At 73.9% G+C, this 22,810-nt stretch carries 24 protein-coding genes, 1 pseudogene and 1 riboswitch; of the genes and pseudogenes, 11 read left to right on the top strand and 14 right to left on the bottom strand.

Features of this window, described 5'->3' with window-relative positions:
* From H9640_RS08530 to H9640_RS08520, 3 genes and pseudogenes are all read right to left on the bottom strand, one after another.
* Window positions 1–497 (bottom strand): annotated as a pseudogene (locus H9640_RS08530) (hypothetical protein); the annotation flags it as partial.
* Window positions 498–589: 92 nt separating this feature from the next.
* Entirely contained in the window at window positions 590–1,210 is a 621-nt protein-coding gene (locus tag H9640_RS08525) for a dihydrofolate reductase family protein (RefSeq protein ID WP_191790268.1), read from the bottom strand.
* Window positions 1,211–1,379: 169 nt separating this feature from the next.
* A complete protein-coding gene (locus tag H9640_RS08520; RefSeq protein WP_225226873.1) occupies window positions 1,380–1,850 on the bottom strand; it encodes a DUF6069 family protein in 471 nt (156 codons plus the stop codon).
* Between the two features lie 188 nt (window positions 1,851–2,038).
* Between H9640_RS08520 and H9640_RS08515 the strand changes: the two genes are divergently transcribed.
* Together H9640_RS08515 and H9640_RS08510 are read left to right on the top strand one after the other, a co-directional pair.
* Window positions 2,039–3,235 (top strand): sensor histidine kinase, encoded by a 1,197-nt coding sequence (locus H9640_RS08515; protein WP_191790267.1) that lies wholly within the window; start codon window positions 2,039–2,041, stop codon window positions 3,233–3,235.
* Entirely contained in the window at window positions 3,232–3,885 is a 654-nt protein-coding gene (locus tag H9640_RS08510) for a response regulator (RefSeq protein WP_191790266.1), read from the top strand. The genes H9640_RS08515 and H9640_RS08510 overlap by 4 nt, the downstream gene beginning before the upstream one ends.
* 6 nt (window positions 3,886–3,891) lie before the next feature.
* On the opposite strand, the gene H9640_RS08505 is transcribed toward H9640_RS08510, so the two are convergent.
* The 4 genes from H9640_RS08505 to H9640_RS08490 form a co-directional block, all read right to left on the bottom strand.
* Entirely contained in the window at window positions 3,892–4,218 is a 327-nt protein-coding gene (locus H9640_RS08505; protein WP_191790265.1) for a DUF4235 domain-containing protein, read from the bottom strand.
* Between the two features lie 49 nt (window positions 4,219–4,267).
* Window positions 4,268–5,284 (bottom strand): ABC transporter ATP-binding protein, encoded by a 1,017-nt coding sequence (locus H9640_RS08500; protein WP_404821890.1) that lies wholly within the window; start codon window positions 5,282–5,284, stop codon window positions 4,268–4,270.
* A 161-nt stretch (window positions 5,285–5,445) separates the two neighbouring features.
* Window positions 5,446–7,155 (bottom strand): ABC transporter permease, encoded by a 1,710-nt coding sequence (locus tag H9640_RS08495; RefSeq protein ID WP_191790306.1) that lies wholly within the window; start codon window positions 7,153–7,155, stop codon window positions 5,446–5,448.
* A gap of 5 nt (window positions 7,156–7,160) precedes the next feature.
* Window positions 7,161–8,252, bottom strand: coding sequence for a thiamine ABC transporter substrate-binding protein (locus H9640_RS08490; RefSeq protein ID WP_191790263.1), 1,092 nt, complete (start codon window positions 8,250–8,252; stop codon window positions 7,161–7,163).
* Between the two features lie 58 nt (window positions 8,253–8,310).
* Window positions 8,311–8,437, bottom strand: a riboswitch (TPP riboswitch).
* Window positions 8,438–8,608: 171 nt separating this feature from the next.
* On the opposite strand from H9640_RS08490, the gene H9640_RS08485 reads away from it, so the two are divergent.
* Entirely contained in the window at window positions 8,609–8,878 is a 270-nt protein-coding gene (locus H9640_RS08485; protein ID WP_138822447.1) for a DUF4235 domain-containing protein, read from the top strand.
* A gap of 67 nt (window positions 8,879–8,945) precedes the next feature.
* On the top strand, window positions 8,946–10,373 hold the full coding sequence (locus H9640_RS08480) for a serine hydrolase (RefSeq protein ID WP_191790262.1): 1,428 nt from the start codon (window positions 8,946–8,948) through the stop codon (window positions 10,371–10,373).
* A 35-nt stretch (window positions 10,374–10,408) separates the two neighbouring features.
* Here the strand turns inward: H9640_RS08480 and H9640_RS08475 are convergent, their stop codons facing one another.
* The 5 genes from H9640_RS08475 to H9640_RS08455 form a co-directional block, all read right to left on the bottom strand.
* Window positions 10,409–10,855 (bottom strand): YdeI/OmpD-associated family protein, encoded by a 447-nt coding sequence (locus H9640_RS08475; protein ID WP_191790261.1) that lies wholly within the window; start codon window positions 10,853–10,855, stop codon window positions 10,409–10,411.
* A 185-nt stretch (window positions 10,856–11,040) separates the two neighbouring features.
* The gene (locus H9640_RS08470) at window positions 11,041–12,090 is read right to left on the bottom strand and encodes a phosphotriesterase family protein (RefSeq protein WP_191790260.1); all 1,050 of its coding nucleotides are present in this window, start codon (window positions 12,088–12,090) and stop codon (window positions 11,041–11,043) included.
* Window positions 12,087–13,178 carry a DMT family transporter gene (locus H9640_RS08465; protein WP_191790259.1) on the bottom strand — a complete coding sequence of 364 codons (1,092 nt, stop codon included), beginning with the start codon at window positions 13,176–13,178 and terminating at the stop codon, window positions 12,087–12,089. The genes H9640_RS08470 and H9640_RS08465 overlap by 4 nt, the downstream gene beginning before the upstream one ends.
* 142 nt (window positions 13,179–13,320) lie before the next feature.
* Window positions 13,321–14,304, bottom strand: coding sequence for a ribokinase (locus H9640_RS08460; protein WP_191790258.1), 984 nt, complete (start codon window positions 14,302–14,304; stop codon window positions 13,321–13,323).
* Window positions 14,304–15,047, bottom strand: coding sequence for a glutamine amidotransferase (locus tag H9640_RS08455; protein WP_191790257.1), 744 nt, complete (start codon window positions 15,045–15,047; stop codon window positions 14,304–14,306). Before H9640_RS08455 ends, H9640_RS08460 begins: the two co-directional genes overlap by 1 nt.
* Before the next feature lie 252 nt (window positions 15,048–15,299).
* Between H9640_RS08455 and H9640_RS08450 the strand changes: the two genes are divergently transcribed.
* Window positions 15,300–16,376: a LacI family DNA-binding transcriptional regulator gene (locus H9640_RS08450; protein WP_404821889.1), complete on the top strand. Its 1,077-nt coding sequence runs from the start codon at window positions 15,300–15,302 to the stop codon at window positions 16,374–16,376.
* Between the two features lie 91 nt (window positions 16,377–16,467).
* On the opposite strand, the gene H9640_RS08445 is transcribed toward H9640_RS08450, so the two are convergent.
* Both H9640_RS08445 and H9640_RS08440 read right to left on the bottom strand, forming a co-directional pair.
* A complete protein-coding gene (locus tag H9640_RS08445) occupies window positions 16,468–16,968 on the bottom strand; it encodes a hypothetical protein (RefSeq protein ID WP_191790255.1) in 501 nt (166 codons plus the stop codon).
* 49 nt (window positions 16,969–17,017) lie between these two features.
* Window positions 17,018–17,722, bottom strand: coding sequence for a DUF1361 domain-containing protein (locus H9640_RS08440; protein WP_191790254.1), 705 nt, complete (start codon window positions 17,720–17,722; stop codon window positions 17,018–17,020).
* 203 nt (window positions 17,723–17,925) lie between these two features.
* On the opposite strand from H9640_RS08440, the gene H9640_RS08435 reads away from it, so the two are divergent.
* Genes H9640_RS08435 through H9640_RS08410 form a run of 6 tightly spaced genes read left to right on the top strand, consistent with a single transcriptional unit; the run spans window position 17,926 to window position 22,810 of the window.
* On the top strand, window positions 17,926–19,152 hold the full coding sequence (locus tag H9640_RS08435; protein WP_318243709.1) for an MFS transporter: 1,227 nt from the start codon (window positions 17,926–17,928) through the stop codon (window positions 19,150–19,152).
* A 58-nt stretch (window positions 19,153–19,210) separates the two neighbouring features.
* On the top strand, window positions 19,211–19,972 hold the full coding sequence (locus H9640_RS08430) for a methyltransferase domain-containing protein (protein WP_191790253.1): 762 nt from the start codon (window positions 19,211–19,213) through the stop codon (window positions 19,970–19,972).
* Between the two features lie 26 nt (window positions 19,973–19,998).
* The gene (locus H9640_RS08425) at window positions 19,999–21,360 is read left to right on the top strand and encodes a molybdopterin molybdotransferase MoeA (RefSeq protein ID WP_191790252.1); all 1,362 of its coding nucleotides are present in this window, start codon (window positions 19,999–20,001) and stop codon (window positions 21,358–21,360) included.
* Window positions 21,357–21,830, top strand: a complete 474-nt coding sequence (gene moaC, locus H9640_RS08420; protein ID WP_191790251.1) for a cyclic pyranopterin monophosphate synthase MoaC — start codon at window positions 21,357–21,359, stop codon at window positions 21,828–21,830. Before H9640_RS08425 ends, moaC begins: the two co-directional genes overlap by 4 nt.
* The gene (gene mobA, locus H9640_RS08415; protein WP_318243708.1) at window positions 21,827–22,435 is read left to right on the top strand and encodes a molybdenum cofactor guanylyltransferase; all 609 of its coding nucleotides are present in this window, start codon (window positions 21,827–21,829) and stop codon (window positions 22,433–22,435) included. The genes moaC and mobA overlap by 4 nt, the downstream gene beginning before the upstream one ends.
* Window positions 22,436–22,480: 45 nt before the next feature.
* Window positions 22,481–22,810 (top strand): DUF6457 domain-containing protein, encoded by a 330-nt coding sequence (locus H9640_RS08410; RefSeq protein ID WP_191790250.1) that lies wholly within the window; start codon window positions 22,481–22,483, stop codon window positions 22,808–22,810.

The following is a 22,810-nucleotide window of genomic DNA, read 5'->3' as shown; positions in this document are numbered from 1 at the left end:
CCGCCCGCGATCTCGATCGTCGTGGAGAAGATCTCGCACGCCTGCACCGCGTCGAGCTTCTCGCCCGTGCCGACGAGCGCGGACGCCTCGCGGATCTTGCGAGTGTTCTCCGCGTCGTCGACGAGGCCCGTGGCCTCGAGCTGCTGGAGCATCTCTGGCAGCTGCTGCGCCCAGTCCGCGGCGGGGATGCGCGAGACCTGGACCGTGGCGCCCGCCGGGTCGCCCCACACGCAGGCGGGGAACTCGACGTTGCCCGCGACCGTCGTCTCGAACGGGCCGTCGAGCGACTGACCGGCCAGCGCGGCCACCTGGTCGGCACCGATCAGGTCGCACGCCCCGGCCGTCGACGGGGTCTCCGAGGCAGCTGCGGGGGCGGGAGCGCCGGTCGCTGGGCCGTCTCCACCGGCGTCCGTGGGTGACGCGCACCCCGTCAGAAGGGTCGCACCGAGCACACCGGGCAGGACAACAGTGAGGACATGCCTCCGCAACGAGTTCACCGGTCAAATCCAACCATATGGTCGGTAGGTGTCCGGCCGAGACGCGGCCGACGCGGCTCACGCGTCAGCGGCGCCACGAACCGGGCGGGCGGTCAGCCCTCCGCACCGCCCGGCACCTTGTCCTTCACGTCCTCGTAGTCCTCGCTGCCCGGCAGGGCGCTCGGGCCGTAGACCAGGTGCACGACCCCCGTGGGGAAGACCTCGGAGCGCAGCAGGTGCAGGGGGTAGATCGGCTCCCCCTCGTCGAAGAGACGCTCGCCCTTGCGCGCGGCGACGGGGTGGACCAGCAGGCTCAGCTCGTCGACGAGCCCGGCGGCGAGGAGCTGGCGGACCACCGAGAGCGACCCCGCGACGAGGACCTTCGCGATGCCGGGGGTCTCCTTGAGCGTCGTCACGGACTCGACCAGGTCCCCGTCGATCCGCTCGACGTTGCGCCAGCCGAGGTCCGCATCGCCCCGGGTCGCGACGATCTTGCGCACGTCCCCGAGCCGCTTCGCGAACACGGCGTCCTCCTCGCCGGCCTCCTCGCGTCCTGGCCACGCGCCCGCGAAGCTGTCGTAGGTGACGCGCCCCAGGAGCAGGGTGTCGACACCCGTGTAGTCCTCGTCGACTGCCGCTCCCATGTGCTCGTCGAAGTAGGGGAAGTGCCAGGCCGGGTCGATCTCGGCCACGCCGTCGAGCGAGATGAACAGGGTCGAGACGAGCTTGGCCATGATGGGTCCCTTCGGGAGTCTGCCGGTACGACGGTTGGACCAGGACCGGGCCGCGAACTCATCGGTCCCTGGTCCCACCGTGGCACGCGCGAGGGCTCGCGGCGCGCGCAGGTGCGCGGGCGCCGTCGGGCCCTCCGGCGGGCGGCTCAGGGCCGCCGTCCCCGCGCGCTCAGCGTCTCAGCCCCAGCGCGACCACGGCCCCGACCGTGACGTGGAGCGCGAGGAGGAGCAGCGTCGCGGACGTGCTCGTCGCGCCCAGGGGGCCGAGCAGGGACACCAGGAGCACGACGGCGCAGGTCACCGTCCAGGCCCGCTCGCCCGGCGTGCGCCCCGCCCTCGGCGCCCGACCGGTCCTGCGCAGCAGCGACCGGACACCCCACCCGGCGAAGCCGACGACCAGAGAGGTCACGACCACCGCGGCCGGCCCGACCTCCATGCCGCCGCCAGCGTCTCCCACGACGGCCTCGACGCCCGCCGCCGTCCCCACCGCCCAGACGAGCACCGCGGCGACCGCCGCGAGCAGCGGCACGCACCACGCGGGCAGCCGCCGCGTCGGCCTGCCCACGGTGCTCGTGCCCGCGCTGGTCGTCCCCGTGCTCCTCGTGCCTGTGCGCGTCGTCCGCGTGCCGTTCGCGTCCATGACTCCTCCTTCTGCCGCCAGAGCTCCCTGCGGAGCCTGCGCCGACCGGGTGGCCGGCGTTCCCCACCGTGCCCCGCGCACCGGTCCCGCCGGACCCTCCCGACGGCTGTCAGCGGCCCGACCGACGGCCCCCTCCCCCCTCCGAAAGTCGGTGGTGGCCCGGCGACGGGCGTCCCTACGCTGGCCGCATGAACAGCTCTCCGACCGAGGAATGCTCGCCTCCGCCCGCCCCCTCACGGGCCGTGCTGGCATGGGTCGTGCTCGCCGTGGGCGCGCTCACCGCACTGATGCTGTGGGGGGTCCTGCCGCAGGAGTCCGGCTCGCGCGTGGTGCTCGACCTCGGGGTCGCCCTGGTCGCCGTGGCCCTCGCCCCGCTCCTGTGGTGGTCGCCGCGGGGAGCGCGAACGCCGCGCGTCACGGCGGTGCTCGCCGGGCCGGTCGGACCCGCCCTCGTGCTGGCCGCGCTCGCCGCCCTGTCTCCCGCAGCGACCCCGGCGTCGACCGTGGCGACGCTCGAGGTCGCCCGTCGCCGACCGCTGCGGGTCGCGGTGCTCGTCGCCGCAGCAGGGTTCGCGGGGCACGCGGTCCAGGCCCTGTGGCGCCCGGTGGGCCTCCCGCTCGGCTGGTGGTTGCTGTGCGACGCGGCCGTGCACGCCGCGCTCGTCGGCTGGGGTGCTTTCGCCCAGGCCCGCGCCCAGGTCGTCGCCGACCTCCGGGAGCGGGCACGGCGGGCCGAGCGCGAGCAGGAGCTCCGTGTGAGGGAGGCCCGGGCCGCCGAGCGTGCGCGCATCGCCCGCGAGATGCACGACACCCTCGCCCACCGGCTCTCCCTGCTCGCGACCGTCGCGGGCGCGCTCGAGTTCCGGCCGGACACGCCGCCCGCAGAGGTCGCTCGCGCCGCAGGCCTGGTCCGTGCGGGCGTGAGCGCGGCGCTCGAGGAGCTCCGGGAGGTCGTGGGCGTGCTGCGCGCCGAGCCCGACGCCCTGCGCCCTGCCTCCGGCCTGGCCGACGTCCCGCGGCTCGTGGAGGAGTCCCGCGTCGCGGGCGTCGACGTCGACTGGGAGCAGCACGGCGACCCCGCCGGGGTGCCGGCCACCGTGCAGGCCGCGGCCTTCCGCGCCGTGCAGGAAGGACTGACCAACGCCCGCCGCCACGCGCCCGGCAGCGCGGTCCGCGTCGCGGTCGTGGTGGTCCCGGGCGAGGTCCGGGTCGACGTGTCCGACGACGGTCCCTCCCCCGGGAACGTCCCCTCGCGCCAGGGAACGGGGACAGGGCTCGTGGGCCTCCGTGAACGGGCAGGGTTGCTGCGCGGCGAGGTCCTCGCCGGTCCGGCCACCGGCGGTGCCGGGTTCCGGCTCACGGTGTCGCTACCGTGGGACGCATGACCGACCCCGTGAGGATCGCCATCGTCGACGACGACGCCCTGGTGCGGTCCGGCCTGCGCATGATGCTGCACGGCACCCACGGCATCGAGGTCGTCGGCGAGGCCGCCGACGGTGCGGAGGTCCCCGGCCTCCTCGACGCCCACCCGCTCGACGTGGTCCTCATGGACCTGCGGATGCCACGGGTCGACGGGATCACCGCGACGGCCCGGGTGCGCGCACGGACCGACCCGCCCGCCGTCGTCGTGCTCACGACGTTCGACACCGAGGACGAGGTGCTCGGCGCGCTCCGCGCGGGGGCCGTCGGCTATCTCCTGAAGGACATGCCCCCGGCCCGGATCGCCGCAGCCGTCCTGGCAGCCGCTGCCGGGGAACCGGTGCTCTCGCCCGACGTCGCGCGACGCCTCATGGCGTCGGCCGCCTCGGTCGGCGAGGCGCGTGCGCGTGCTGCGGCGTCGCTCGACCGTCTGACAGGACGCGAGCGCGAGGTCGCGCTCGCCGTGGGGCGCGGCGCGAGCAACGCGGACATCGGGCGCGAGCTCTACCTCAGCCTCCCGACCGTCAAGGCCCACGTGTCGAGCGTCCTGGACAAGCTGGGCCTGGAGAACAGGACGCAGCTCGCGGTGCTGGTCAGGGACGCGGGACCCGTGTGAAGCCGCTCAGTCGCCCGGCCACTCCCCCGTCCACTTCTGGAAGACCCGCGCCCCGCCGCGGTCGATGAGCGCCTTGACCCCGGAGAACACCGCTCCCTGGATGAGGGACGCGACGAGGATCTCGCGCAGCGGGTACTCGGACTGCAGCGGCGTGGGGGCGTCCTTGCGGTGGCCCGGGGAGACGCGCTTGTAGACCTGCTTGAACACCTGGCCGGCGATCAGCCCGCCGATGATCGAGCTCGCCAGCCCGAACGGCCGGTACAGGATCTTCGCGGCCTTGCCGCCGTGCTCCTCGGTGCGGTCGGACACGTGGTCGCTCGTGGTCTTCGTCATCGTTCGACGCTAACGCGGGAGCCGGTCGGTCGCAGGGCGGGTGCCACCTCTACCCCGGGACCACCGCGCAGCCCGCACGGTCGAGCACGACCCGGACCCGCTCCCCCGGTGCAGGCGCGAACGGGTGGTGCGCGGCGCCGTCGGGCGTGGTCGTCGTGGCACCGCCGGGCGGAGAGCCGAGCGCGACGACGCGCTGGGCCCCCGCGCCGAGGTCCACGTCGACCGTGACCTCGGTGCGCCCGCGGCGGAAGCTGCTGCGCACGACCGTGCCGGCCCACCCCGCCGAGCTGTCAGAACCACCCCTCGCCCGTTCTGGCACACCGGCGGGACGAGGAGTCGCGAGCACGAGCCCCGTCGGCCCGATCGCCAGCAGCGCGCCGTCGCCCGCGGGCCCACCCTCCGTCGCTCGCACGAAGGCCTGGTACCCCAGGAACTCCGCGACCCGCCGCGACGCGGGCGCGCGCCACAGGTCCTCGGGTGCGGCGACCTGGAGCAGCCGTCCGGCGTCCATGACGGCGACGCGGTCGGCCACGGTGAAGGCCTCGTCGTGGTCGTGCGTGACGAACAGCGCGGTGGTCCCGGTCGCGACGAGCGCGGCGCGTAGGTCGCCCGCGAGCCGGTCGCGCAGCCCGCGGTCGAGCGCGGACAGCGGCTCGTCGAGCAGCAGGAGCTGCGGCTCCGGGGCGAGCGCGCGGGCGAGCGCGACGCGCTGGCGCTCGCCGCCGCTGAGCGTCGCGACGGGTCGCTGCGCGTACCCCGCGAGGCCCACGAGGTCGAGCAGCTCGGCCACCCGTCCCGCCGCGGCGGGGCGCTTCACGCCTGCCATCCGCAGGCCGAACGCCACGTTCCCCGCGACGTCGCGGTGCGGGAACAGCTGCCCCTCCTGGAACATGAGCCCGAACCCGCGCCGGTGCACGGGCACGCCCGCGAGGTCGCGCCCGTCCCAGGACACGGACCCGGCGGCCACGGGTTCGAGCCCCGCGACCGCGCGCAGCAGGCTCGACTTGCCGCACCCGCTCGGGCCGAGCAGCGCGAGCACGTCGCCCGGGGCGAGGTCGAGGCTCACGCCGCGCACCGCCGTCGTCCCTGGTCCTCTGCCGGACGCAGGGTCCGCGTAGCGCACGACGACGTCACGCACCGCGAGCCCCCGGCCCGCCGAGACCTCGTGAGGGTCATGCGACGCCGTGGGACCACCGGTCGTTCGCTCCACCACCTGGGCTCCGTCCATCAGAACTCTCCTGCCGAGCGGTCGCCGCGCAGGCGCTCCGCCACCATCATGACCGTCGCGGTGAGCACCGCGAGGACGACGCTCGCGGCGAGCGCCATCCCGTAGTTCTCCGCGCCGGGCCGCCCGATGAGCCGGAAGATCACGACGGGGAGGGTCGCGGTGTCGGGGCGGGCCAGGAACGACGTCGCCCCGAACTCCCCGAGCGAGACCGCGAACGCGAACCCGATCGCGAGGCCCAGCGACCGGGCGGCGATGGGACCGTCGACCGCGGCGAACACGCGGGCGGGCGACGCCCCGAGGGTCGCGGCGGCCTCGCGCAGGCGCGGGTCGATCGCGCGCAGCACGGGCAGAACGGTCCGCACGACGAGCGGGATCGCGACGACCGCCTGGGCGATCGGGACGAGCATCCCCGAGGTCCGCAGGTCCACGTCGAGGCCGAGCGGCTTGTCGAGCGTGATGAGGAAGCCGAACCCGACCGTGACGGCGGACACGCCGAGCGGGAGCATGAAGACCGAGTCGAGCGCGCCGATCGCGCGCCGCGCCGTGCGGGACCGGGGCCGCCGCGAGACGACGAGAGCCACGAGCCCCCCGATCACGACCGCGATGAGCGTCGCGAGCGCCGCGGTGCGCAGCGAGTTCGCGGTCGCCTCCCACACGGTCACGGTCAGGGCGTTGCGACCGCCGGTCGTGCCGAGGTTCGCGTAGTTCGCGAGGCTCCACCCGGCGGGGGTCTGGAACGACCGGACGAGGAGGTTGACGAGCGGCAGCGCGATCAGGCCCAGCACGACGACGGCGGTCACCGCGAGCGGGGCGGCGTCGGCCCGCAGGCGCAGCGGCCGGGCAGCGGACGTCGCGGCGGACAGGTTGAGGGCGCGCTCGCGCCGGGAGCGGGTCCGGTTCGCGACGCTCAGCGCGACCACGACGACCACGAGCTGCACCACCGACAGCACGGCCGCGGTGCGCAGGTCGAGGAACTGGGTGGTCTGGATCCAGATCTCGGTCTCGATGGTCCCGTACTGGACGCCGCCCAGGACGAGCACGACGCCGAACGCCGTCGCGCAGAACAGAAACACGATCGACGCCGCGGACGCGATGGCCGGCGCCAGGGACGGCAGCGTCACGGACCGGAACGCACGCCAGGGCGAGGCGCCGAGGGCGCGGGCCGCCTCCTCAGCGCGCGGGTCGAGGTGCTCCCACAGCCCGCCGACCGTGCGGACCACGACCGAGTAGTTGAAGAACACGAGCGCCAGGACGATCGCCCCGAACGTGCCGTCGAGCCGCAGGAACCCGAGCAGCCCGCCCTCGACGAGCAGCGAGCGGAACGCGACGCCGACCACGACGGTCGGCAGCACGAACGGCACGGTCACGAAGGCCCGCAGGAACGTGCGCCCCCGGAACCTGCACCGGTACAGCACGTAGGCGCCGGGCACGCCGAGCAGCAGCGAGATCACGGTCCCGAGGACGCCCTGCCACAGCGTGAGCCCGACGATGCGCCAGGTCCGCGGCTCGGAGAACACCTCGGCAAAGCCGGAGAGGTCCAGCGAGGCACCCGAGGCGTCCTGGGTCACGAACCCGCGCGCGACCAGCGTCACGACGGGCCACGCGAAGAACACCCCGAGGAACAGCAGCGGCAGCCCGGCGGCGAGCCCCCACAGGAGGACCCGCCCGCCGCGCTGCACGGCCGCGGGCACGCCGCGGCTCACGGGCATCGTGCTCAGCCGATCACCGTCGACGTCCACGCCTTGATCCACTCGTCGCGGTGCGCAGTGATGTCGGCGGGAGCGACCTCGAACGGCGCCGGGGACAGCGGCGCGAACTCGGCCCAGCCCTCGGGCAGAGCGACGTCCGCGTTCGCGGGGTACATGTACATGTTGTCCGCGATGTCGGCCTGGAACGCGTCGCTCACGAGGAAGTCGACGAGCTTCTTGGCACCCTCGGGGTTCTCGGCGCCGGCGAGCACGCCCGCGTACTCGACCTGGCGGAAGCAGGTGTCGAGCAGCGCGCCCGTGCTGGTCGAGGCCCCGTCCTCAGAGACGGTGAACGCGGGCGACGTGGAGTAGGACAGCGCGAGGGGGCGTGGGCCCTTGCCCTCGGAGCCCGAGAAGTCGACCGAGTAGGCGTCGGACCAGCCGTCGACGACCTTGACGCCGTTGTCCTTGAGCTCGGCCCAGTAACCTTCCCAGCCGTCCTCTCCGTAGGCGCCGACCGTCGCGAGCAGGAACGACAGCCCGGGCGACGACGTCGCGGGGTTGGTGACGACGAGCAGGTCCTTGTACTCGGGCTTGGTGAGGTCGTCGAGGGTCACGGGCTCCGCGAGGCCCTTGTCGGCGAACCAGGTGTGGTCGACGTTGACGCACACGTCGCCCAGGTCCACGGGTGTGAGCGCGCCGTCGCCGACCGCGTACTGCGCGGCCGAGTCGGCCAGGCCCGCGGGCGTGTAGGGCTCGAGCACGCCCTCGTCGATCGCGCGCGTCGCGAACGAGTTGTCGATGCCGAACACGACGTCGCCCAGCGGCGAGCCCTTGGTGAGCACGAGCTGGTTGACGAGCGCTCCGCCGTCGCCGGGGGCGACCTGCTTGACGGTCAGCCCGGACTCCTTCTCGAACGCGGCGAGGACGTCCTCGCTGACGTTGAACGAGTCGTGCGTGACGAGGGTGACGGTGCTGCTCGCGGCGCTCGACCCGCTCTCGCCCGATCCCGCGCCCGTGCTGCCAGCGCAGGCCGCGAGGGCCAGCGCGCCGATCCCGCCGACGAGCCCCAGGCCTAGCCTGCGGGGGGTGCCGCGGCGGGTACTGATGGTGTTCACGTGTCCTCCTTGGACGTCACAGGAGGGGGACCTCGCGCACGGGAGGTCCCGTGAGCGAGGCTAGAGAAGCCCGACTTCCTCCACCGGTGCTAACCGGATCAGGTTCGAGGGTCTGCGGTGGTCCGCACTCTCAGCGCCCGTTGCCCGGTGTCTCCCGGACGGTCGGCGCTCCCCTGTCGTTCACCTGCGACTTTACACCGCGGCCCGACGGCGCGGGCAGGGCTCTCGCGGGTGACGTCCCCCGGGGAGCGCGGCGCCCCGGGGGCCGCCTACGGTGGGAGTGAGCTTCGCCGTCGGGCCTGCGGGTACGACGGCGGCACCGCCCCGCCCGCCTCACCCTCACCGGAGGAACACACATGGCCGAGAACGAGCAGACCCTCGCCGAGAAGGTCACGACCGTCGCACTGACGCTGGCCGCAGGCTGGATCGCCCAGAAGGCCGTGAGCTATGCGTGGGCCAAGGCGACGGGGCACGACGCGCCCAAGGACCTGGACGACCCGGAGGTCGGCATCATCAGCGCCGTGACGTTCGCCGCCGCGGCGGCTGCCGCGAGCGTGTTCGCGCGCCGGTTCGCGGGACGCGAGGCCAAGCGGGTCGTGAAGCGCTTCGTCGCGCGCGCGTCCTGAGGTCGAGGTCGGGCGGCCCCGGCGGGTCCGCGCCCGCCGTGCGAGGGGTGTTCCGTAGGGTGTCCCGATGCCCTCCCCTCCTGCTGCCCGACGCCGTCGCTCGTCCCTCGTAGGAGGCCTCCTCGTCGTGGGGCTCGCACTGACCGGGTGCTCGTCGCCCGGCCCCGGCTCCGTGGTGTCGCCCACGCCGAGCGTGGCCCCGACCGCGGTCGCGCTGCCGGGCGGGACCGTCGGCAAGGCGGCAGGGTGGGTCCTCGAGGTGCTCAACGCGGACGCGTCCCCCGACGCCGCGACGCTCGAGCGGCGGTTCGCGCGGTCGTTCCTGGACCAGGTGCCCGCCGCACAGCTCGTGCCCGTGCTGGAGCAGCTCCGCGCGGACCAGGAGTGGGTGCCGGTCTCGGTCGACGCGGTCGGCCCGGGCGAGCAGCAGGCCGCGCTGACGATCGTCGGCGCGAGCGGTCAGTTCTTCACGATGCAGATCGGGGTCGACGCGGACAGCCGCATCGAGACCCTCTTCTTCGGCCCGGGCGACGACCCGCACCGTGAGCCCGCCGAGAGCTGGGACGAGCTGGGCGAACGTCTCGACGCCGTGGACGCACGGAGCTCGCTGCTCGTGGCCCAGGTCCTGGACGACGGGACGTGCCGGCCGGTCGAGGAGGCCCCCGGCGGCTCGGACGCGGACGAGGTGCTGCCGCTCGGCTCGATCTTCAAGCTCTACGTGCTGGGCGCCGTGTCGCAGGCCGTCGAGGCCGGGACGCTGACCTGGGACGACGCGCTCACCGTGACCGACGACGTGCGGTCGCTGCCCGGTGGCCAGCTCCAGGACGCGCCCGCGGGCACCGTGGTCACGGTGCGTGAGGCGGCCGGGCTCATGATCTCGATCAGCGACAACACCGCGACCGACCTGCTGGTCCAGGCCGTGGGACGCGACGCGGTCGAACGCGCGCAGGGCGCGCTGGGGCACGTGGACCCGTCGCTCAACACCCCGTTCCTCACGACCCGCGACGCGTTCGCGATCGCCTGGGGAGCGCCGTCGCAGGCCACCGGGTGGGCGGCGGCCGGCACCGCGGAGCGGCGCGCGATGCTCGACGCGCTGCCCGGTGGGCCCCTCGACGTCGACCCTGCGGGAGTGACCACGCCCGTCTGGCAGGACGACGTCGACTGGTTCGCGACGTCGTCGGACCTGTGCGCCGCACACGTCTGGTTGCACGAGCGCGGCGAGCAGGACCCCGTCGTGCGCGAGGTGCTCTCGGTCAACCCCGGCATCGAGGTCGACGCCGAGGCGTGGCCCTACGTCGCGTTCAAGGGTGGCAGCGCGCCGGGCGTCCTGGCCGGATCGTGGCTCGCGGAGGACGCGGAGGGCGACAGCTACGTCGTGACCGTGCAGCTCGCAGCCACGGACCCGGCCGTGCTCGCGAACCCGACCGTGCTGGTCGACACCGCGGAGAGCGCCTTCGCGCTGCTCGGTGGCGTGGCGGGTTCGGGCTCGAAGTAGGGGGGCCTCGCGCAGCGCCTTCCACGTCGACGGCCCTACGTGCCGGGAGCCGGTCCCGCGATGGCCTCGACGGCCTTGTCGATGCGCCGCTGCCGGGTCTCGGGGGTCTTCGCGGCCTCGATCGGCTCGACCAGCGCGCGGCGGCGGCTGAACGACAGGGCGTCGAACGCGGCGCGCGCCGTGGGCGTGAGCACGGCGGCGAGGTCGTCGGGCACGGCGACCTCGCGCGGGGCGTCGTCGACCTCGATGTCGACGTCCACCTCGTCGCCGCCCGACACCCCTGCGGCCTCCCGGTTCTCGGCGCTGAGCGCGATCATGAACCGGCCCTGGTACGGCGCGACCGAGCTGCGGTAGGTGTGCCCGCCGACCGTGACGCGCACCGGCACACGCTTGCCCGCGTCGAGCGCGGCGACCACGTCGTCCGGCACGGGGATGCCGGTGGCCGTCTTGCCGCTCTGGAGGATCGTGGTCCGGAATCGCATGGGCCGAGTCTTCCACCGGCCCGACGACGTGGCGCGCCGACCGCTCGACGGTCGCCCCGCCGTCGGGCCGGAGCACGGGGCCGAGGTAGGACGTGCTGCGCGAGGTAGAACGCACCGCGCACTACCTCGCGCAGCACGTCCTACCTCGCGGTCACACACCGTCACCCGGTCACACGGTCACCCGGTCACGCCGTCAGCATCGTCGCCGGGTTCTCGTGCGTCAGGCGGCGCAGCACCTCACGCTCGACCCCGCGCTGCGCGAGCATCTCGGTGAAGACCGTGGGCACGTAGGCGAACCCGTTCCCGCCGTTCTGCACCCACATCTGCTTGAGGAACACGTCGTGGCTCATGAGCACCTGGCCCGCGAACCCCGCGTCGATGAGCCGGTGCACCGCGCCCGCCGTGGTGTGCGGGTCGGGCGAGACGCCCTCCTTGGGGTAGGTGATGTCCATGCCGACCATGTCGAACTCGAGCCACACGCCCCGCTCCGCGACGGCCCGCTGGTACGCGGGGTCCTCGGCCGAGGGGTCCATGTGGCACAGCACGACCTTCTCCGGCCGCACGCCCACCTCGTCGAGCACGAGGTCGAGGATCTCGTGCGCGCGACGCTGCCAGCCCGGCAGGTGGATCTGCATGGCGACGTGCGGGTGCTCGAGCTGCGCCAGTGCCGAGGCGCGCAGCGACGCCCGCTCCCCCGCGGTGAAGTCCGGCGAGACGCCGATCTCCCCGATCACGCCGGGCCGGATGCCCGTGTCCCCCACGCCGTCCGACAGCTCGCGCGAGATCGCCGCGGCCTGGGCCTCCACGGCCTGGGCCGTGATGCGCTCGCCCTCGAACTTCTCGAGGTAGGCGCCCGCGCCCATGACGACGTTGAGGCCGGTGCGGCTCGCGACGTCCGCGAGGCGCTCAGGGTTGCGCCCGATCGCCTCGCTCGACGTCGCGTCCACGACGGTCCGTCCACCGAGGGCCGCGAAGCTGCGGATCTCCGCCTCGACCGCGGCGACGGGCTTGTCGGCGATGTTGTCGGCGCAGCAGTACGGGTCCTGGCGCAGGGCCCAGGCGACCGACGCCGAAACGGGCTCGCGGACCACGGCTCGGGAGAACTCGTAGCTGGGCGCGTCGAGCACTCCCGACAGGTCGTTGAACAGGTGCTCGTGGGGCAGGGTCAGCCCCAAGTCGTGCACCGCGACGGGTCCGGTGACCGTCTGGACGAATCCGGCCGGCGTGACGTTCATCGCGGGCTCACCTCTCCTGCCTCACCACCGCCGACGGCGGCGGCCACTGCTGCGTCCCCGCTCACGCCGGACGAGGTCTCGGTCGACTTACCGGACGGGATCATGCCGATCACCGCCGCGACGAGCGCGATCACGGTGCCGATGATCGTGGCCGCGTAGATCGTGTGGCCGAGCGACGGGACGGCCCAGTCGATCAGGAGCGAGCCGACGAGCTGGCCCGCCGTGGACGCGAGGCCCAGGAGCAGCAGCCCGAGGCCACGGACGAGCAGCGCCATGAGCGCGATCGAGAGGAGGCCGAGCGGGCCGCCGAGGTACATCCACCACGTGGGCGGCAGCTGGAAGTCGACGCCCGAGGTCATGGCGCGGATCCCGTAGGCGATGCCCAGGGCCGTGAAGCCGACCAGGAAGTTCCAGCCGATCGAGACGAGCATCGAGCCCGTGGCGTCGGCGACCGCGGCGTTGCCTGCGGGCTGCCAGCCGGCGAGGAGACCGCCGACGAACGGCATGATCGCGAGGGCGATCGTGTGCGGGGTCGAGAAGTTCGGCGAGATGACGATGACGGTCGCGACGATCGCGAGGACGGCGCCCGCGAGGCGGAAGAACGTGAGCGGCTGCTTGACCGAGGCCGTGACGCCCAGGCGGTCGCAGATCACGCCCGAGATGACCAGACCCGAGATGAGCGAGATCTGGAACGTCGCGACGCCCAGGACGCCGACCGTCACGCCCTCCGAGAGCACGATGACGGCGCCGCAGAGGCCCGCGAGGAAGTTCCACCACGGGATCGTGCGGCCCTTGATGAGGCTCGGGATCGAGAGCGCCTCGCGCCGCGTCACGGGGCGCGCGAACACGATGACGAACATCAGGACCAGGCCCGTGCCGAACGAGATGAGGGCGGCCGCGTGACCGTCGCCGATCGTCTTGCCGAGCTGACCGTTGACCGCGGCCTGCATGGGGCCGAGGGCTCCGGCGAGGACGGTCGCGAGGACGAGGAGCGCGGTCGCGGTGCTCTTGACCTTGTTGCGGTGCGACGGAGCGACCGTCTGGGCGCCTCCCGAGCGGGAGGCGGTCTCCGGCGTGGTGTGCTTCATTGCTTGGCCGTGCCTTTCATCTTTCGACGGTACGTCGGATCGGTGGACCGATCGAACGGCCAGCCCTGGGTCGACGCTGAGTGGTCGGGCTGGGTGGGGGTCGTGCGGGGTGGGGGTCGTGCGGTCGGACGGGTCGTGAGGGTCAGTGCTCCGGCGTGGGGTCCTGCGGTGCGGCGGGCACCTCGTCGGCGAGCGGCAGGGACTCGATGGCCCCGTCGCGAGTGGTCGTGACGGCCGCGACGCGGGCTGCCCAGCGGGCGGCCCCGACGAGGTCCTCCCCGCGCAGCAGCCCGTCGGCGAGCGCTGCGCAGAAGCTGTCGCCCGCGGCGGTCGTGTCGATCGCGTCGACGCGCACGGCGGGGACGGGGGTCGGCAGCCCGTCGCGGGGCACCACGACCGAGCCGTCGGCCCCGAGGGTCACGACGACGTCGCCCGGGAAGGCGAGACCTCGGACCATGGCCACGACGTCGGCGAGCGACCCGGGGGCCTCGTTCGCGCCCGCGAGGGTCGCGAGCTCGAACCGGTTGGGGACCAGGACGTCGAATCGGTCGCGGATCTCGGTCGGGACCGGGACCGCGGGGGCCGGGTTGAGGATCGTCGTCCCGGTCGCGAGGCGCGTGACGGCGGCGAGCGCACCGAGCGGGGTCTCGCACTGGCACAGGACGACCTGTGCGTCGGCGACCGCCCGGACCGCGGCGTCGCGCGAGTCGACGAACTGCTCGTCGACGTCGCCGTTGGCGCCCGCCTCGATGACGATCGTGGACTCGGGCTGCTCCCAGAGGATCACGGCGGTGCCGGTGGGCTGCTCGGAGATCGCGACCGACGCGACGTCGAGCCCCTCGGCCAGGAGTCGGGTCGTGATCGCGCGGCCCGCGTCGTCGTCCCCGACGGCCCCGACCATCGCGACGCGACGGCCCAGGCGCGCGGCGGCGACGGCCTGGTTGGCCCCTTTGCCGCCGGGCGAGCGCTTGAGCCCGGCCGCGCTGATGGTCTCGCCCGAGCGCGGGATCCGGTCGACGGTCAGCCGGATGTCCATGTTCAGGCTGCCGACGACGGTCACCTCCGGGGAGGCCGTGACCTGCGGGGCGAGGGCGGGGGTGACCCCGCCCTCGGGGCGGGCGCTCATCAGCCTGCGAGCCAGGTGATCGCCTGGCCGAAGAGCTTGCCGTAGCCGGACCACTCCATGAACTCGCGGGGTGCCCAGTGCGGGGAGATGTCGGACGCGAAGGCCAGCGTGCGGCCCTCGCCCTCGGTGCGGACGGCGACGAGGGGGCGACCCTCGATCGTCGCGAGGACGGTCGCGTCGGCCTTGGCCGTGAGCTTCTGGTAGCCGAGCAGGATGGGCCACTCGGCATCGAGGCCCGCGGTCACGGGGTGCTCGACGTCGGTCAGGACGCCGCTGATGCCCTCGGGGGTCTCCTCGCGGTCGTCGTACGGGAGGATCTCGACCGGCAGGACGGCCTCGACCGCGGTGCCGTGGTAGTTCGCCTTGGCCTGGAAGCCCTGGAAGCTGAGGTAGCCGCCGGCCATCATGAGGCCGCCGCCGCGACGCACCCACTCGGCGAGGAGCTTGATGCGGTTCGGGAAGGGGCGTCCCTCGGAGAACACGACGGGCGGGAGCAGCAGAGTGTTCGCGCCGATGTCCGACAGGAGAACGACGTCGTAGGCGTCGAGCTCCTCGAGGGTCGACGGGAAGTCGGTCGCGACGAGGTGCGACGGGAGGTGCGTGACGTCGTGGCCCTCGGCGGCGAGCGCCTCGAGCAGCTTGGCGCAGCCGATCTCCAGCTGGGCGTGCGGGAAGGCGTCGTAGCCCTTGTAGTCCGTCGCGGCATTGATCCACGACTCTCCGGCTAGCAGCACGCGGCTCATGCGGTTCTCCTCAAGACGGTTCGGGCTCCGCCGCACATCGGCGACGTTGCGCAATGTTGTGTTGCTGTTGCGCAACAACCTAGGCGCGCGGCATCCTGGTGTCAACCGAGTCGCGACGAGGCACCCACCGACGGGCCGCTGCGGAGCCGACGGCACCGGGAAACCGCGGCCCCGACGGACTCCCGGCCTGCCCATCACCGGCGCAGCGATAGGCTCGGGCAGCACCCCGACGGCCGGGGCACGAGCAGAGAGGTGGCGACGATGACACTGACGCAAGTTGCGCAACACGCAGGCGTCTCGACATCGACGGCCTCCCGCTACCTGCGCGGCCAGCTCAACGTCCAGCCCGAGACCGCGGCCCGGATCGACGCCGCCGTGGCCGCGCTCGACTACCGCGGCGCCACCACGAGCCGCGGGGTCCGCGCCGCCCGCCCGAGTGCGGGACCGCACGCCCGCTCCGACGCCGGGCAGGGCGTCGTGGCGCTCGTCGTACCCGACTTCACCAACCCGTTCTTCACGACGCTGGCCGAGGAGTGCGCCGACCTCGCCGCGTCCCGCCAGATCCCCCTGGTCGTCGCCGTCTCCGGCAAGCACGGCGAGCGCGACGGCGGGCTGAGCCCCCTGATCGGGGGCAGCGACGTGCTGGGCGGCCTGATCTACCTCGGCATGAGCCGGACCGACGAGCGCCTCGCCCGCGCGGTCGAGGGCGGGCTGCCCGTCGTCGTGATCGACGAGGAGATCGACCTCGACCTCGCGGTCGACACCGTCACGGTCGACAACTACGGCGGCGCCTACCAGGCCACGAGGTACCTGATCCAGCAGGGGCACCGCCGGATCGCGCACGTCGCCGGCCCGCCCGAGCTCTCCACGACCCAGGAGCGCAAGCGCGGCTACGTCGACGCCCTCACCGACGCGGGACTGCCCGTCGACCCCGAGCTGGTCCGCCACGGCCCGTACACCGAGCAGTTCGGCGCCTCGACGTTCCCCTACCTGACGCGGCCCGGGAGCTCCCCCACCGCGGTGTTCGTGGGCAGCGACATCGTGGCCGTCGGGATGCTCGGCGCTGCCGAGCTCCACGGCATCCGCATCCCCGAGGACCTGTCGGTCGTGGGCTGCGACGGCATCCGCATCGGCCAGTGGCTGCGCCCCCAGCTCACGACGCTCGAGCAGCCCGTCGCGGCGCTCGCCCTCGCGGCGGTCGACGCGCTCGAACGGGCCATGGCCCGCCGCGGGGCCGACGCCCCCGACGACGCCGCGGAGCCCGCTCGCACGGTCCTGCCGCTCCACCTGGTCATCCGCGGCTCGGTCGCGCCGCCGTCGGCCCCCTGACCTTCCGCCTCAGGCGCCCCGCACACCGGCCGAGCGGAGCGACGAGCCGCCGCGCTGAGCGCACGGCGGCTCGCACCCGGACCTCGACCCGTCAGGCGGGCACCTGGATCTGGGCGTCGAGCGTGCGCCGCAGGAAGCCGTTGAGCGCGGCACCGATGAACCGGCGCCCGCGGAACGTGTGGATCTCGCGGGCCGCGAGGTCCACGAGGACGGGCTGGACGATCACCGCGAACTCGAGGCGCGGCTTCACGGTGGCGGCGGCGACGAGCTCGGGCGTGACGCCGTCGGCGACGATCACCGCGAACGCACCGATCCCCGACTGGACACCGCGCAGTGCGTTGCTGCGCCGCTTGGCGAAGGCCGAGACGTCGCGGGTGTAGAGGTCCACCTGCAGGTCGGTGGGCGTGAAGTGCGCGACCGCGGTGACGACGTGGACACGAGACATCGCGGCGGGGACGAACTTCGCGCGGTAGCCGACCAGTGCCTGCACCGGGCCGACCTGGTCCCGTCCCCCCTCGCAGCCGTCGTCGGTCATGCGGCGGCGGGTGGCGTCGAGGTACTCGGCTGCGGTCACGGCGATGGGTGCGTTCACAGCGGTGAGCGTAGGGCAGAACGTCGACCGCAGGAAGAGGGTCGCCCCGTCAGCCCGTGACAGCGGTGATGGTCTCGAGGAGCGACCCGATCACGACCAGGTAGATGAGCGCGAAGAACACCGTGTAGAGGCCGCTGAACAGCAGTGCGTCGCGCACCTTGCCGGGCGTGCGGAAGTACCCGAGGAGCTTGCGCAGGAACCCGACGGGGTGCACCAGGTCCCAGCTGTTGAAGCGGATGTACCGCCCCAGGTAGATCCCGAACGAGACGAGCACGAGGATCACGAGGACCACGAGCCAGGACGCCGGGCGCTCGAAGGGGCGCAGGTCCTCGGGGTAGCGCAGGACGGCGTAGAACATCTGGACGAGGAAGATGTTGACGACGGTGTTGAGGACGCCCGACATCGCGAGGGTCAGGACCGCGACGATGTCGTACCAGAGCGGCACGTCCTCGCCGTCCTTGCGGTGGCTGAAGTTGAGCTCGGTCACGAGGTATCCGGCGTTGGGCAGCAGCAGGAGCCAGATCGCGAGGCCCGCGACCGCGAGGATCGCGACGAGCCAGGGCGCTGCCCCGGCCGCAGCGAGCACGAGGTCCACGACGATCAGGGCCGTCAGCACGAACACGGGCAGCACCGACAGCCCGACGTTGAGCAGCATCGGCCGGTAGACCTCGGTACGGAACAGGGGCGCGCGCAGGAGGATCAGCGTGAACGCGAAGACGTTGACGAGGATCACGCCGAGGAACAGCAGGGTCATGGGTGGGGCCTTCGTGGTGCGGCGTGGGCGGGGGCGTGGGGACCACGCTAGGGCCCGACGGCGTCCCCGCCAGCCCGCGCGACACGTCACCTGCGCGGATAGCGTGGGTCGGGCGGGAATCTCGAGCTCCACCGATTCGCCCGAGGACGGGCGACCGACCCCCGGGAGTCACAGTGACGCAACCTGACGAATCAGCCGCGCCGGTGACGGCTCCCGGCGCCGGGCAGGGCGCCGCCGCCTCGACCGGCGGCGCGCCGTCGGGCGGGTCCGCGACGCTCATGCTGGCCCTCGCGACGATCGGGTTCGCGGTGAACTTCTGGGCGTGGGCGCTCATCAGCCCGCTCGGTGGTGCGTACAGCGCGGCGCTCGGCCTGACGGCGGTCCAGCAGTCGGTGCTCGTCGCGGTACCCGTCATCGTGGGTTCGCTGGGGCGCATCCCGGTCGGCGCGCTCACGGACCGCTTCGGGGCGCGCATCATGTTCCCGCTGGTCAGCGCGGCGACGATCGTCCCGGTGCTGTTCATCGGCTTCGTCGCCGACAGCTTTCCGCTGCTCATCCTGGGCGGGTTCTTCCTGGGGCTGGGCGGGACGGCGTTCGCGGTCGGAGTGCCCTTCGTCAACGCCTGGTACCCCCCGGCTCGGCGCGGCACGGCGCTGGGGATCTTCGGGATAGGGATGGGCGGCACCGCGATCTCGGCGTTCACGACGGTGCGGATCACCGACGCGTACGGCAAGAGCGCACCGTTCGTGCTCGTGGCGTGCGTCCTGGCGGTGTACGCGGTCGTGTCGTGGCTCCTCGTGCGCGACGCCCCGGGCCGGGCGGCAGCTGCGCACGGGCACTTCCTGGCGCGCACGTGGGCCACGTTCAGGCTCCCGGCGACGCTCCAGCTCTCGTGGCTGTACGCCGTGGGGTTCGGCGGGTTCGTGGCGTTCAGCGTGTACCTGCCGACGTTCCTGGTGAACGCCTACGACCTGACGGCCGCCGACGCCGCCGCGCGGACGGCCGGGTTCGTGGTGCTCGCGGTCGCGTGCCGCCCGATCGGCGGGACGCTCTCGGACCGGTTCGGCGGGATCCCGGTGTCGGTCGCGTGCTTCGCGCTCGTCACGGTCCTGGCCGCGGTCGTCGCGTTCCAGCCGGACCTCGTCCCCCTGGGGACCGTCGCGTTCCTGGGCCTCGCGGTCGGGCTCGGCGCGTCGTCGGGCGCGACGTTCGAGCTCGTGGCCAAGGTCGCCCCGCAGGACAAGGTCGGCGCCGTCACAGGGCTCGTGGGGGCCGCGGGCGGGCTGGGCGGGTTCATCCCGCCGCTCATCATGGGCGCGGTGTACCAGCTCAACGGGGACTACGGCCTGGGCTTCACGGCCCTGTCGGTGACGGCGCTGCTCACGCTGCTGTTCACGCTGGGGCCGGTGCGGCGCGGGACGCGGGGCTGAACCGCCCGGGGCTGATGTATCTTGATGTCAAGACTGTTGACATCAAGAGGAGCGTGTCGTGGCGGACTGGAACCCGGAGAGCTACCTGCACTACGCCGACGAGCGTTCGCGGCCCTTCGTCGAGCTCCTGGCCCGCGTGCCGGGGACGCCTCGCACAGTGGTCGACCTCGGTTGCGGACCCGGTCACCTGGCCGAGGCCCTGCGCCACCGGTGGCCGGGCACCGACGTCCTGGGGGTCGACTCGTCGCCCGCGATGATCGAGCGGGCCCGACGCGACGACCCGGGCGGGCGGTACGTGCTCGCCGACCTGCGCACGTTCGAGCCCCCGGCCCCCGTCGACCTCGTCGTGAGCAACGCGACGCTCCAGTGGGTCCCTGGCCACCGCGCCCTCCTGCCACGCCTGACGTCGATGGTCGCCGCCGGCGGGTCGTTCGCGTTCTCCGTCCCGGGCAACCACGACGCCCCGAGCCACGTGACGCTGCGCGAGGTCGCCGGACGCGATCGGTACCGGGAGGCGACCGGCTCGGCCGCCCGGCCGGGAGGGTTCGACGCCGAGCAGTACCTCGGCGACCTGGCCCGGCCCGGCTGGCGGGTCGACGCCTGGGAGACCACCTACGTGCACGTCCTCCAGGGCGAGGACCCGGTCTACGCCTGGATCGCGGCGACAGGCGCCCGCCCGGTGCTCGACGCCCTGCCCGAGGCCCTGCGTCCGTCCTTCGTCGCCGACCTCCAGGAGGCGCTGCGCGCGGCGTACCCCACGCACCCCTACGGGACGCCGCTCGCCTTCCGGCGGGTCTTCGCGGTCGCGACACGAGTCTGAGCGACGCGGCGGCCTACGGTGTCCCCATGGACCCCCACGCCCTGGACCAGCCGTCGCAAGCACCCGTGGACCGGCCGCGTCCTGACGGGTCGCCCCGTGCGGGCGACGGCCCCGCACCGGCCGGGACGACGGTCGACGAGTACCGCGACCACGTCCTCGCGCTGGTCTCGCCGTCGTCCCCCGAGCAGGTCCCCCTCGACGAGCTCGCGACCGCCGCCCCCGCCCGGCGCGTGCTGGCCCACGACGTCCGCTCCCTCCTGGACGTCCCGCGCTTCGACGCCTCGGCCATGGACGGGTACGCGCTGCGCGGCGCGGACCTCTCGGCCGCGACCCCGGACTCCCCCGTCACGCTGCGCGTCGTGGGCGACATCGCGGCGGCACCCTCCCCCGCCCCCGGTGGCCCGTCGTCCGGCCTCGGCGCCCCCGGCGAAGCCGTCCGCATCATGACCGGCGCCCCCGTGCCGGACGGGTGCGACGTCGTCGTGCCCGTGGAGCGGACCTCGACGCGACGCTTCGTGCCCGGCGCTCCCCTGGACGAGCGGATCGAGGTCTACGAGCCGTCCAGGCCCAACGTCCGCCGCCGCGCCGAGGACGTCGCGGTCGGCGACCTCGTCGCCGCGGCGGGCGCCACGACGACCCCGCGGCTCGTCTCGGCCGCAGCCTCGGCAGGGCACGCGACCCTTCCGGTGCACCGCGTCCCTCGCGTCGCGGTCCTCTCGACGGGCAGCGAGCTCGTGCCGTTCGGCACCGCCCCCGGTCCGGGCCAGATCCCCGACTCCAACTCGCTCCTGCTCGCGGCGTGCGTGCGCGACGCGGGCGGCGTGCCGGTGCGCGTGGGCGCGGTCCCGGACACGGCCGAGGCGCTGCGCGCGGTGCTCGACGACGTCGCCCCCCACGTGGACCTGATCGTCACCTCGGGCGGAGTCAGCGCGGGCGCGTTCGACGTCGTCAAGGAGGTCCTGTCCGGCCCGCACGGCGAGGATCACGGGGCTTCGGAGGTGCGGCTCGTCGCGGTCGGGATGCAGCCCGGCAAGCCGCAGGCCGCCGCACGCTGGCGCGGCACTCCCCTGCTCGGCGTGCCCGGGAACCCGGTGAGCGCGTACGTGTCGTTTCGGGCGTTCGTGCGCCCGGCGGTGCGCCGCCTCGCGGGCCACCCGGAGCCCGTCGAGCCGCTCGTCGAGCGCGTCGCCGCCGAGGGCTGGCGCTCCCCCGCGGGGCGGCAGCAGTTCCTCCCGGTGCGCTTCGTCGGGGCCGACGGCGTGGCACCGGTCGGGCCCGGCGCGCACCACGTGTCGGCGCTCACGCGGGCCGACGCGATCGCGGTCGTACCGCCCGAGGTCGAGGCGGTTGGGCCGGGTGAGGTCGTGCGTGTCATGGTGATCGCATGAGCGAGTTCACCCACCTCGACGAGCGCGGCCACGCCCGCATGGTCGACGTCACCCTCAAGCAGCCGACCGTCCGTTCCGCGACCGCGACGGGCGTCGTCCGGTGCGGTCCGCACATCGTCGCGGCGCTGCGGTCCGACGAGGTCCCCAAGGGCGACGTGCTCGCGGTCGCGCGCATCGCGGGCATCCAGGGAGCCAAGAAGACGGCCGAGCTGCTGCCGCTCGCGCACATCATCGGGGTGCACGGCGCGGCCGTGGACCTCGACGTCCAGGACCACGGCGTCGAGATCCGCGCGACCGTGCGCACCGCGGACCGCACGGGGGTCGAGATGGAGGCGCTCACCGCGGTCGCGGTCGCGGGGCTCGCGGTCGTCGACATGGTCAAGGGGCTCGACAAGTCGGTCGAGCTCACCGACGTCCGCCTCCAGTCCAAGACGGGCGGCAAGTCGGGCGAGTGGGTGCGCCCGGTGTGAGCGGGCCCCTGTTCGACGCGGTCGTGCTCGCGGGCGGGCGGGCGCGGCGGCTCGGCACGTCCAAGCCGCAGCTCGTCGTCGCGGGCGCGCGCCTGCTCGACCACGTGCTCACCGCGACCCGCGACGCCCGGGCGACGGTCGTCGTCGGGCCCGACGACCTGGCGTCCGAGGCGTACGTCCTCACGCGCGAGGACCCGCCGTTCGGCGGTCCGGTCGCGGGGACCGCGGCGGGCCTCGCCGCCCTGCCCGACGGCGCAGCGCCCTGGGTCCTGCTCCTCGCCTGCGACGTGCCGCGGGCTGCGGAGGCCGTGCCGCTGCTCGTGGCGGCCGCCACCGGCACCGCCGCCGGTCACGGGGAGATCGACGGCGTGCACCTCGCGCACGACGGACGGGACCAGTGGCTCGTCGGGCTGTACCGCCGCGAGTCCCTCGACGCGGCCGTGGCTCGGCTCGCGGACGACCAGGCACAGGGCGGCCTGGCGGGCGCCCCCGTGCGCCGGCTCGTCCAAGGGATGGAACTCACCCGCGTCGAGGACGTGGACGGCCTGAGCACCGACGTGGACACGTGGCAGGATGCGGAGACGTACGCACGACGCGCACGGTAAGGCACTGGAGAGTCACGACCCGCACGGACCTTCGGGAGGCATGGCATGAGCAACCTCGAGCGCTGGGTGGACGCCCTCGTCGACGAGTTCGACCTCGACCGTGAGGCGGTCGACATCGGGGCGATCCTCGACCTCGCGCGGGACGCCGCGCACCGGGTCGAGCGACCCGCGGCCCCGCTCACGACCTTCATCGCCGGGTACGTCGCCGGGCTGTCCGCCGGGGAGGGCGCCGACCACCCCGGCCTGGACGCCATGGAGCGCGCCACCGAGCTCGCGCTCGCGTGGGAGGTCGAGCCGACGCTCGACGAGGTCGTCGTCGACGGTGCTGCGGACGCCGACAGCCCTGTGGAGCCCGCAGCCCACGAGAGGGCGTGA

It is taken from the genome of Oerskovia gallyi, assembly GCF_014836745.1.
In the GTDB taxonomy this organism is placed as follows: domain Bacteria; phylum Actinomycetota; class Actinomycetes; order Actinomycetales; family Cellulomonadaceae; genus Oerskovia; species Oerskovia paurometabola.
This window is presented reverse-complemented; position numbering and strand designations above follow the sequence as displayed.

Bases quoted from the DNA above. Each gene is read 5' to 3' on its own strand.
- H9640_RS08525 (WP_191790268.1), bottom strand. From the start codon at position 1,210: ATGGCCAAGCTCGTCTCGACCCTGTTCATCTCGCTCGACGGCGTGGCC.
- H9640_RS08520 (WP_225226873.1), bottom strand. From the start codon at position 1,850: ATGGACGCGAACGGCACGCGGACGACGCGCACAGGCACGAGGAGCACG.
- H9640_RS08515 (WP_191790267.1), top strand. From the start codon at position 2,039: ATGAACAGCTCTCCGACCGAGGAATGCTCGCCTCCGCCCGCCCCCTCA.
- H9640_RS08510 (WP_191790266.1), top strand. From the start codon at position 3,232: ATGACCGACCCCGTGAGGATCGCCATCGTCGACGACGACGCCCTGGTG.
- H9640_RS08505 (WP_191790265.1), bottom strand. From the start codon at position 4,218: ATGACGAAGACCACGAGCGACCACGTGTCCGACCGCACCGAGGAGCAC.
- H9640_RS08495 (WP_191790306.1), bottom strand. From the start codon at position 7,155: ATGCCCGTGAGCCGCGGCGTGCCCGCGGCCGTGCAGCGCGGCGGGCGG.
- H9640_RS08485 (WP_138822447.1), top strand. From the start codon at position 8,609: ATGGCCGAGAACGAGCAGACCCTCGCCGAGAAGGTCACGACCGTCGCA.
- H9640_RS08480 (WP_191790262.1), top strand. From the start codon at position 8,946: ATGCCCTCCCCTCCTGCTGCCCGACGCCGTCGCTCGTCCCTCGTAGGA.
- H9640_RS08475 (WP_191790261.1), bottom strand. From the start codon at position 10,855: ATGCGATTCCGGACCACGATCCTCCAGAGCGGCAAGACGGCCACCGGC.
- H9640_RS08470 (WP_191790260.1), bottom strand. From the start codon at position 12,090: ATGAACGTCACGCCGGCCGGATTCGTCCAGACGGTCACCGGACCCGTC.
- H9640_RS08465 (WP_191790259.1), bottom strand. From the start codon at position 13,178: ATGAAGCACACCACGCCGGAGACCGCCTCCCGCTCGGGAGGCGCCCAG.
- H9640_RS08460 (WP_191790258.1), bottom strand. From the start codon at position 14,304: ATGAGCGCCCGCCCCGAGGGCGGGGTCACCCCCGCCCTCGCCCCGCAG.
- H9640_RS08455 (WP_191790257.1), bottom strand. From the start codon at position 15,047: ATGAGCCGCGTGCTGCTAGCCGGAGAGTCGTGGATCAATGCCGCGACG.
- H9640_RS08440 (WP_191790254.1), bottom strand. From the start codon at position 17,722: ATGACCCTGCTGTTCCTCGGCGTGATCCTCGTCAACGTCTTCGCGTTC.
- H9640_RS08425 (WP_191790252.1), top strand. From the start codon at position 19,999: ATGGACCCCCACGCCCTGGACCAGCCGTCGCAAGCACCCGTGGACCGG.
- moaC (WP_191790251.1), top strand. From the start codon at position 21,357: ATGAGCGAGTTCACCCACCTCGACGAGCGCGGCCACGCCCGCATGGTC.
- H9640_RS08410 (WP_191790250.1), top strand. From the start codon at position 22,481: ATGAGCAACCTCGAGCGCTGGGTGGACGCCCTCGTCGACGAGTTCGAC.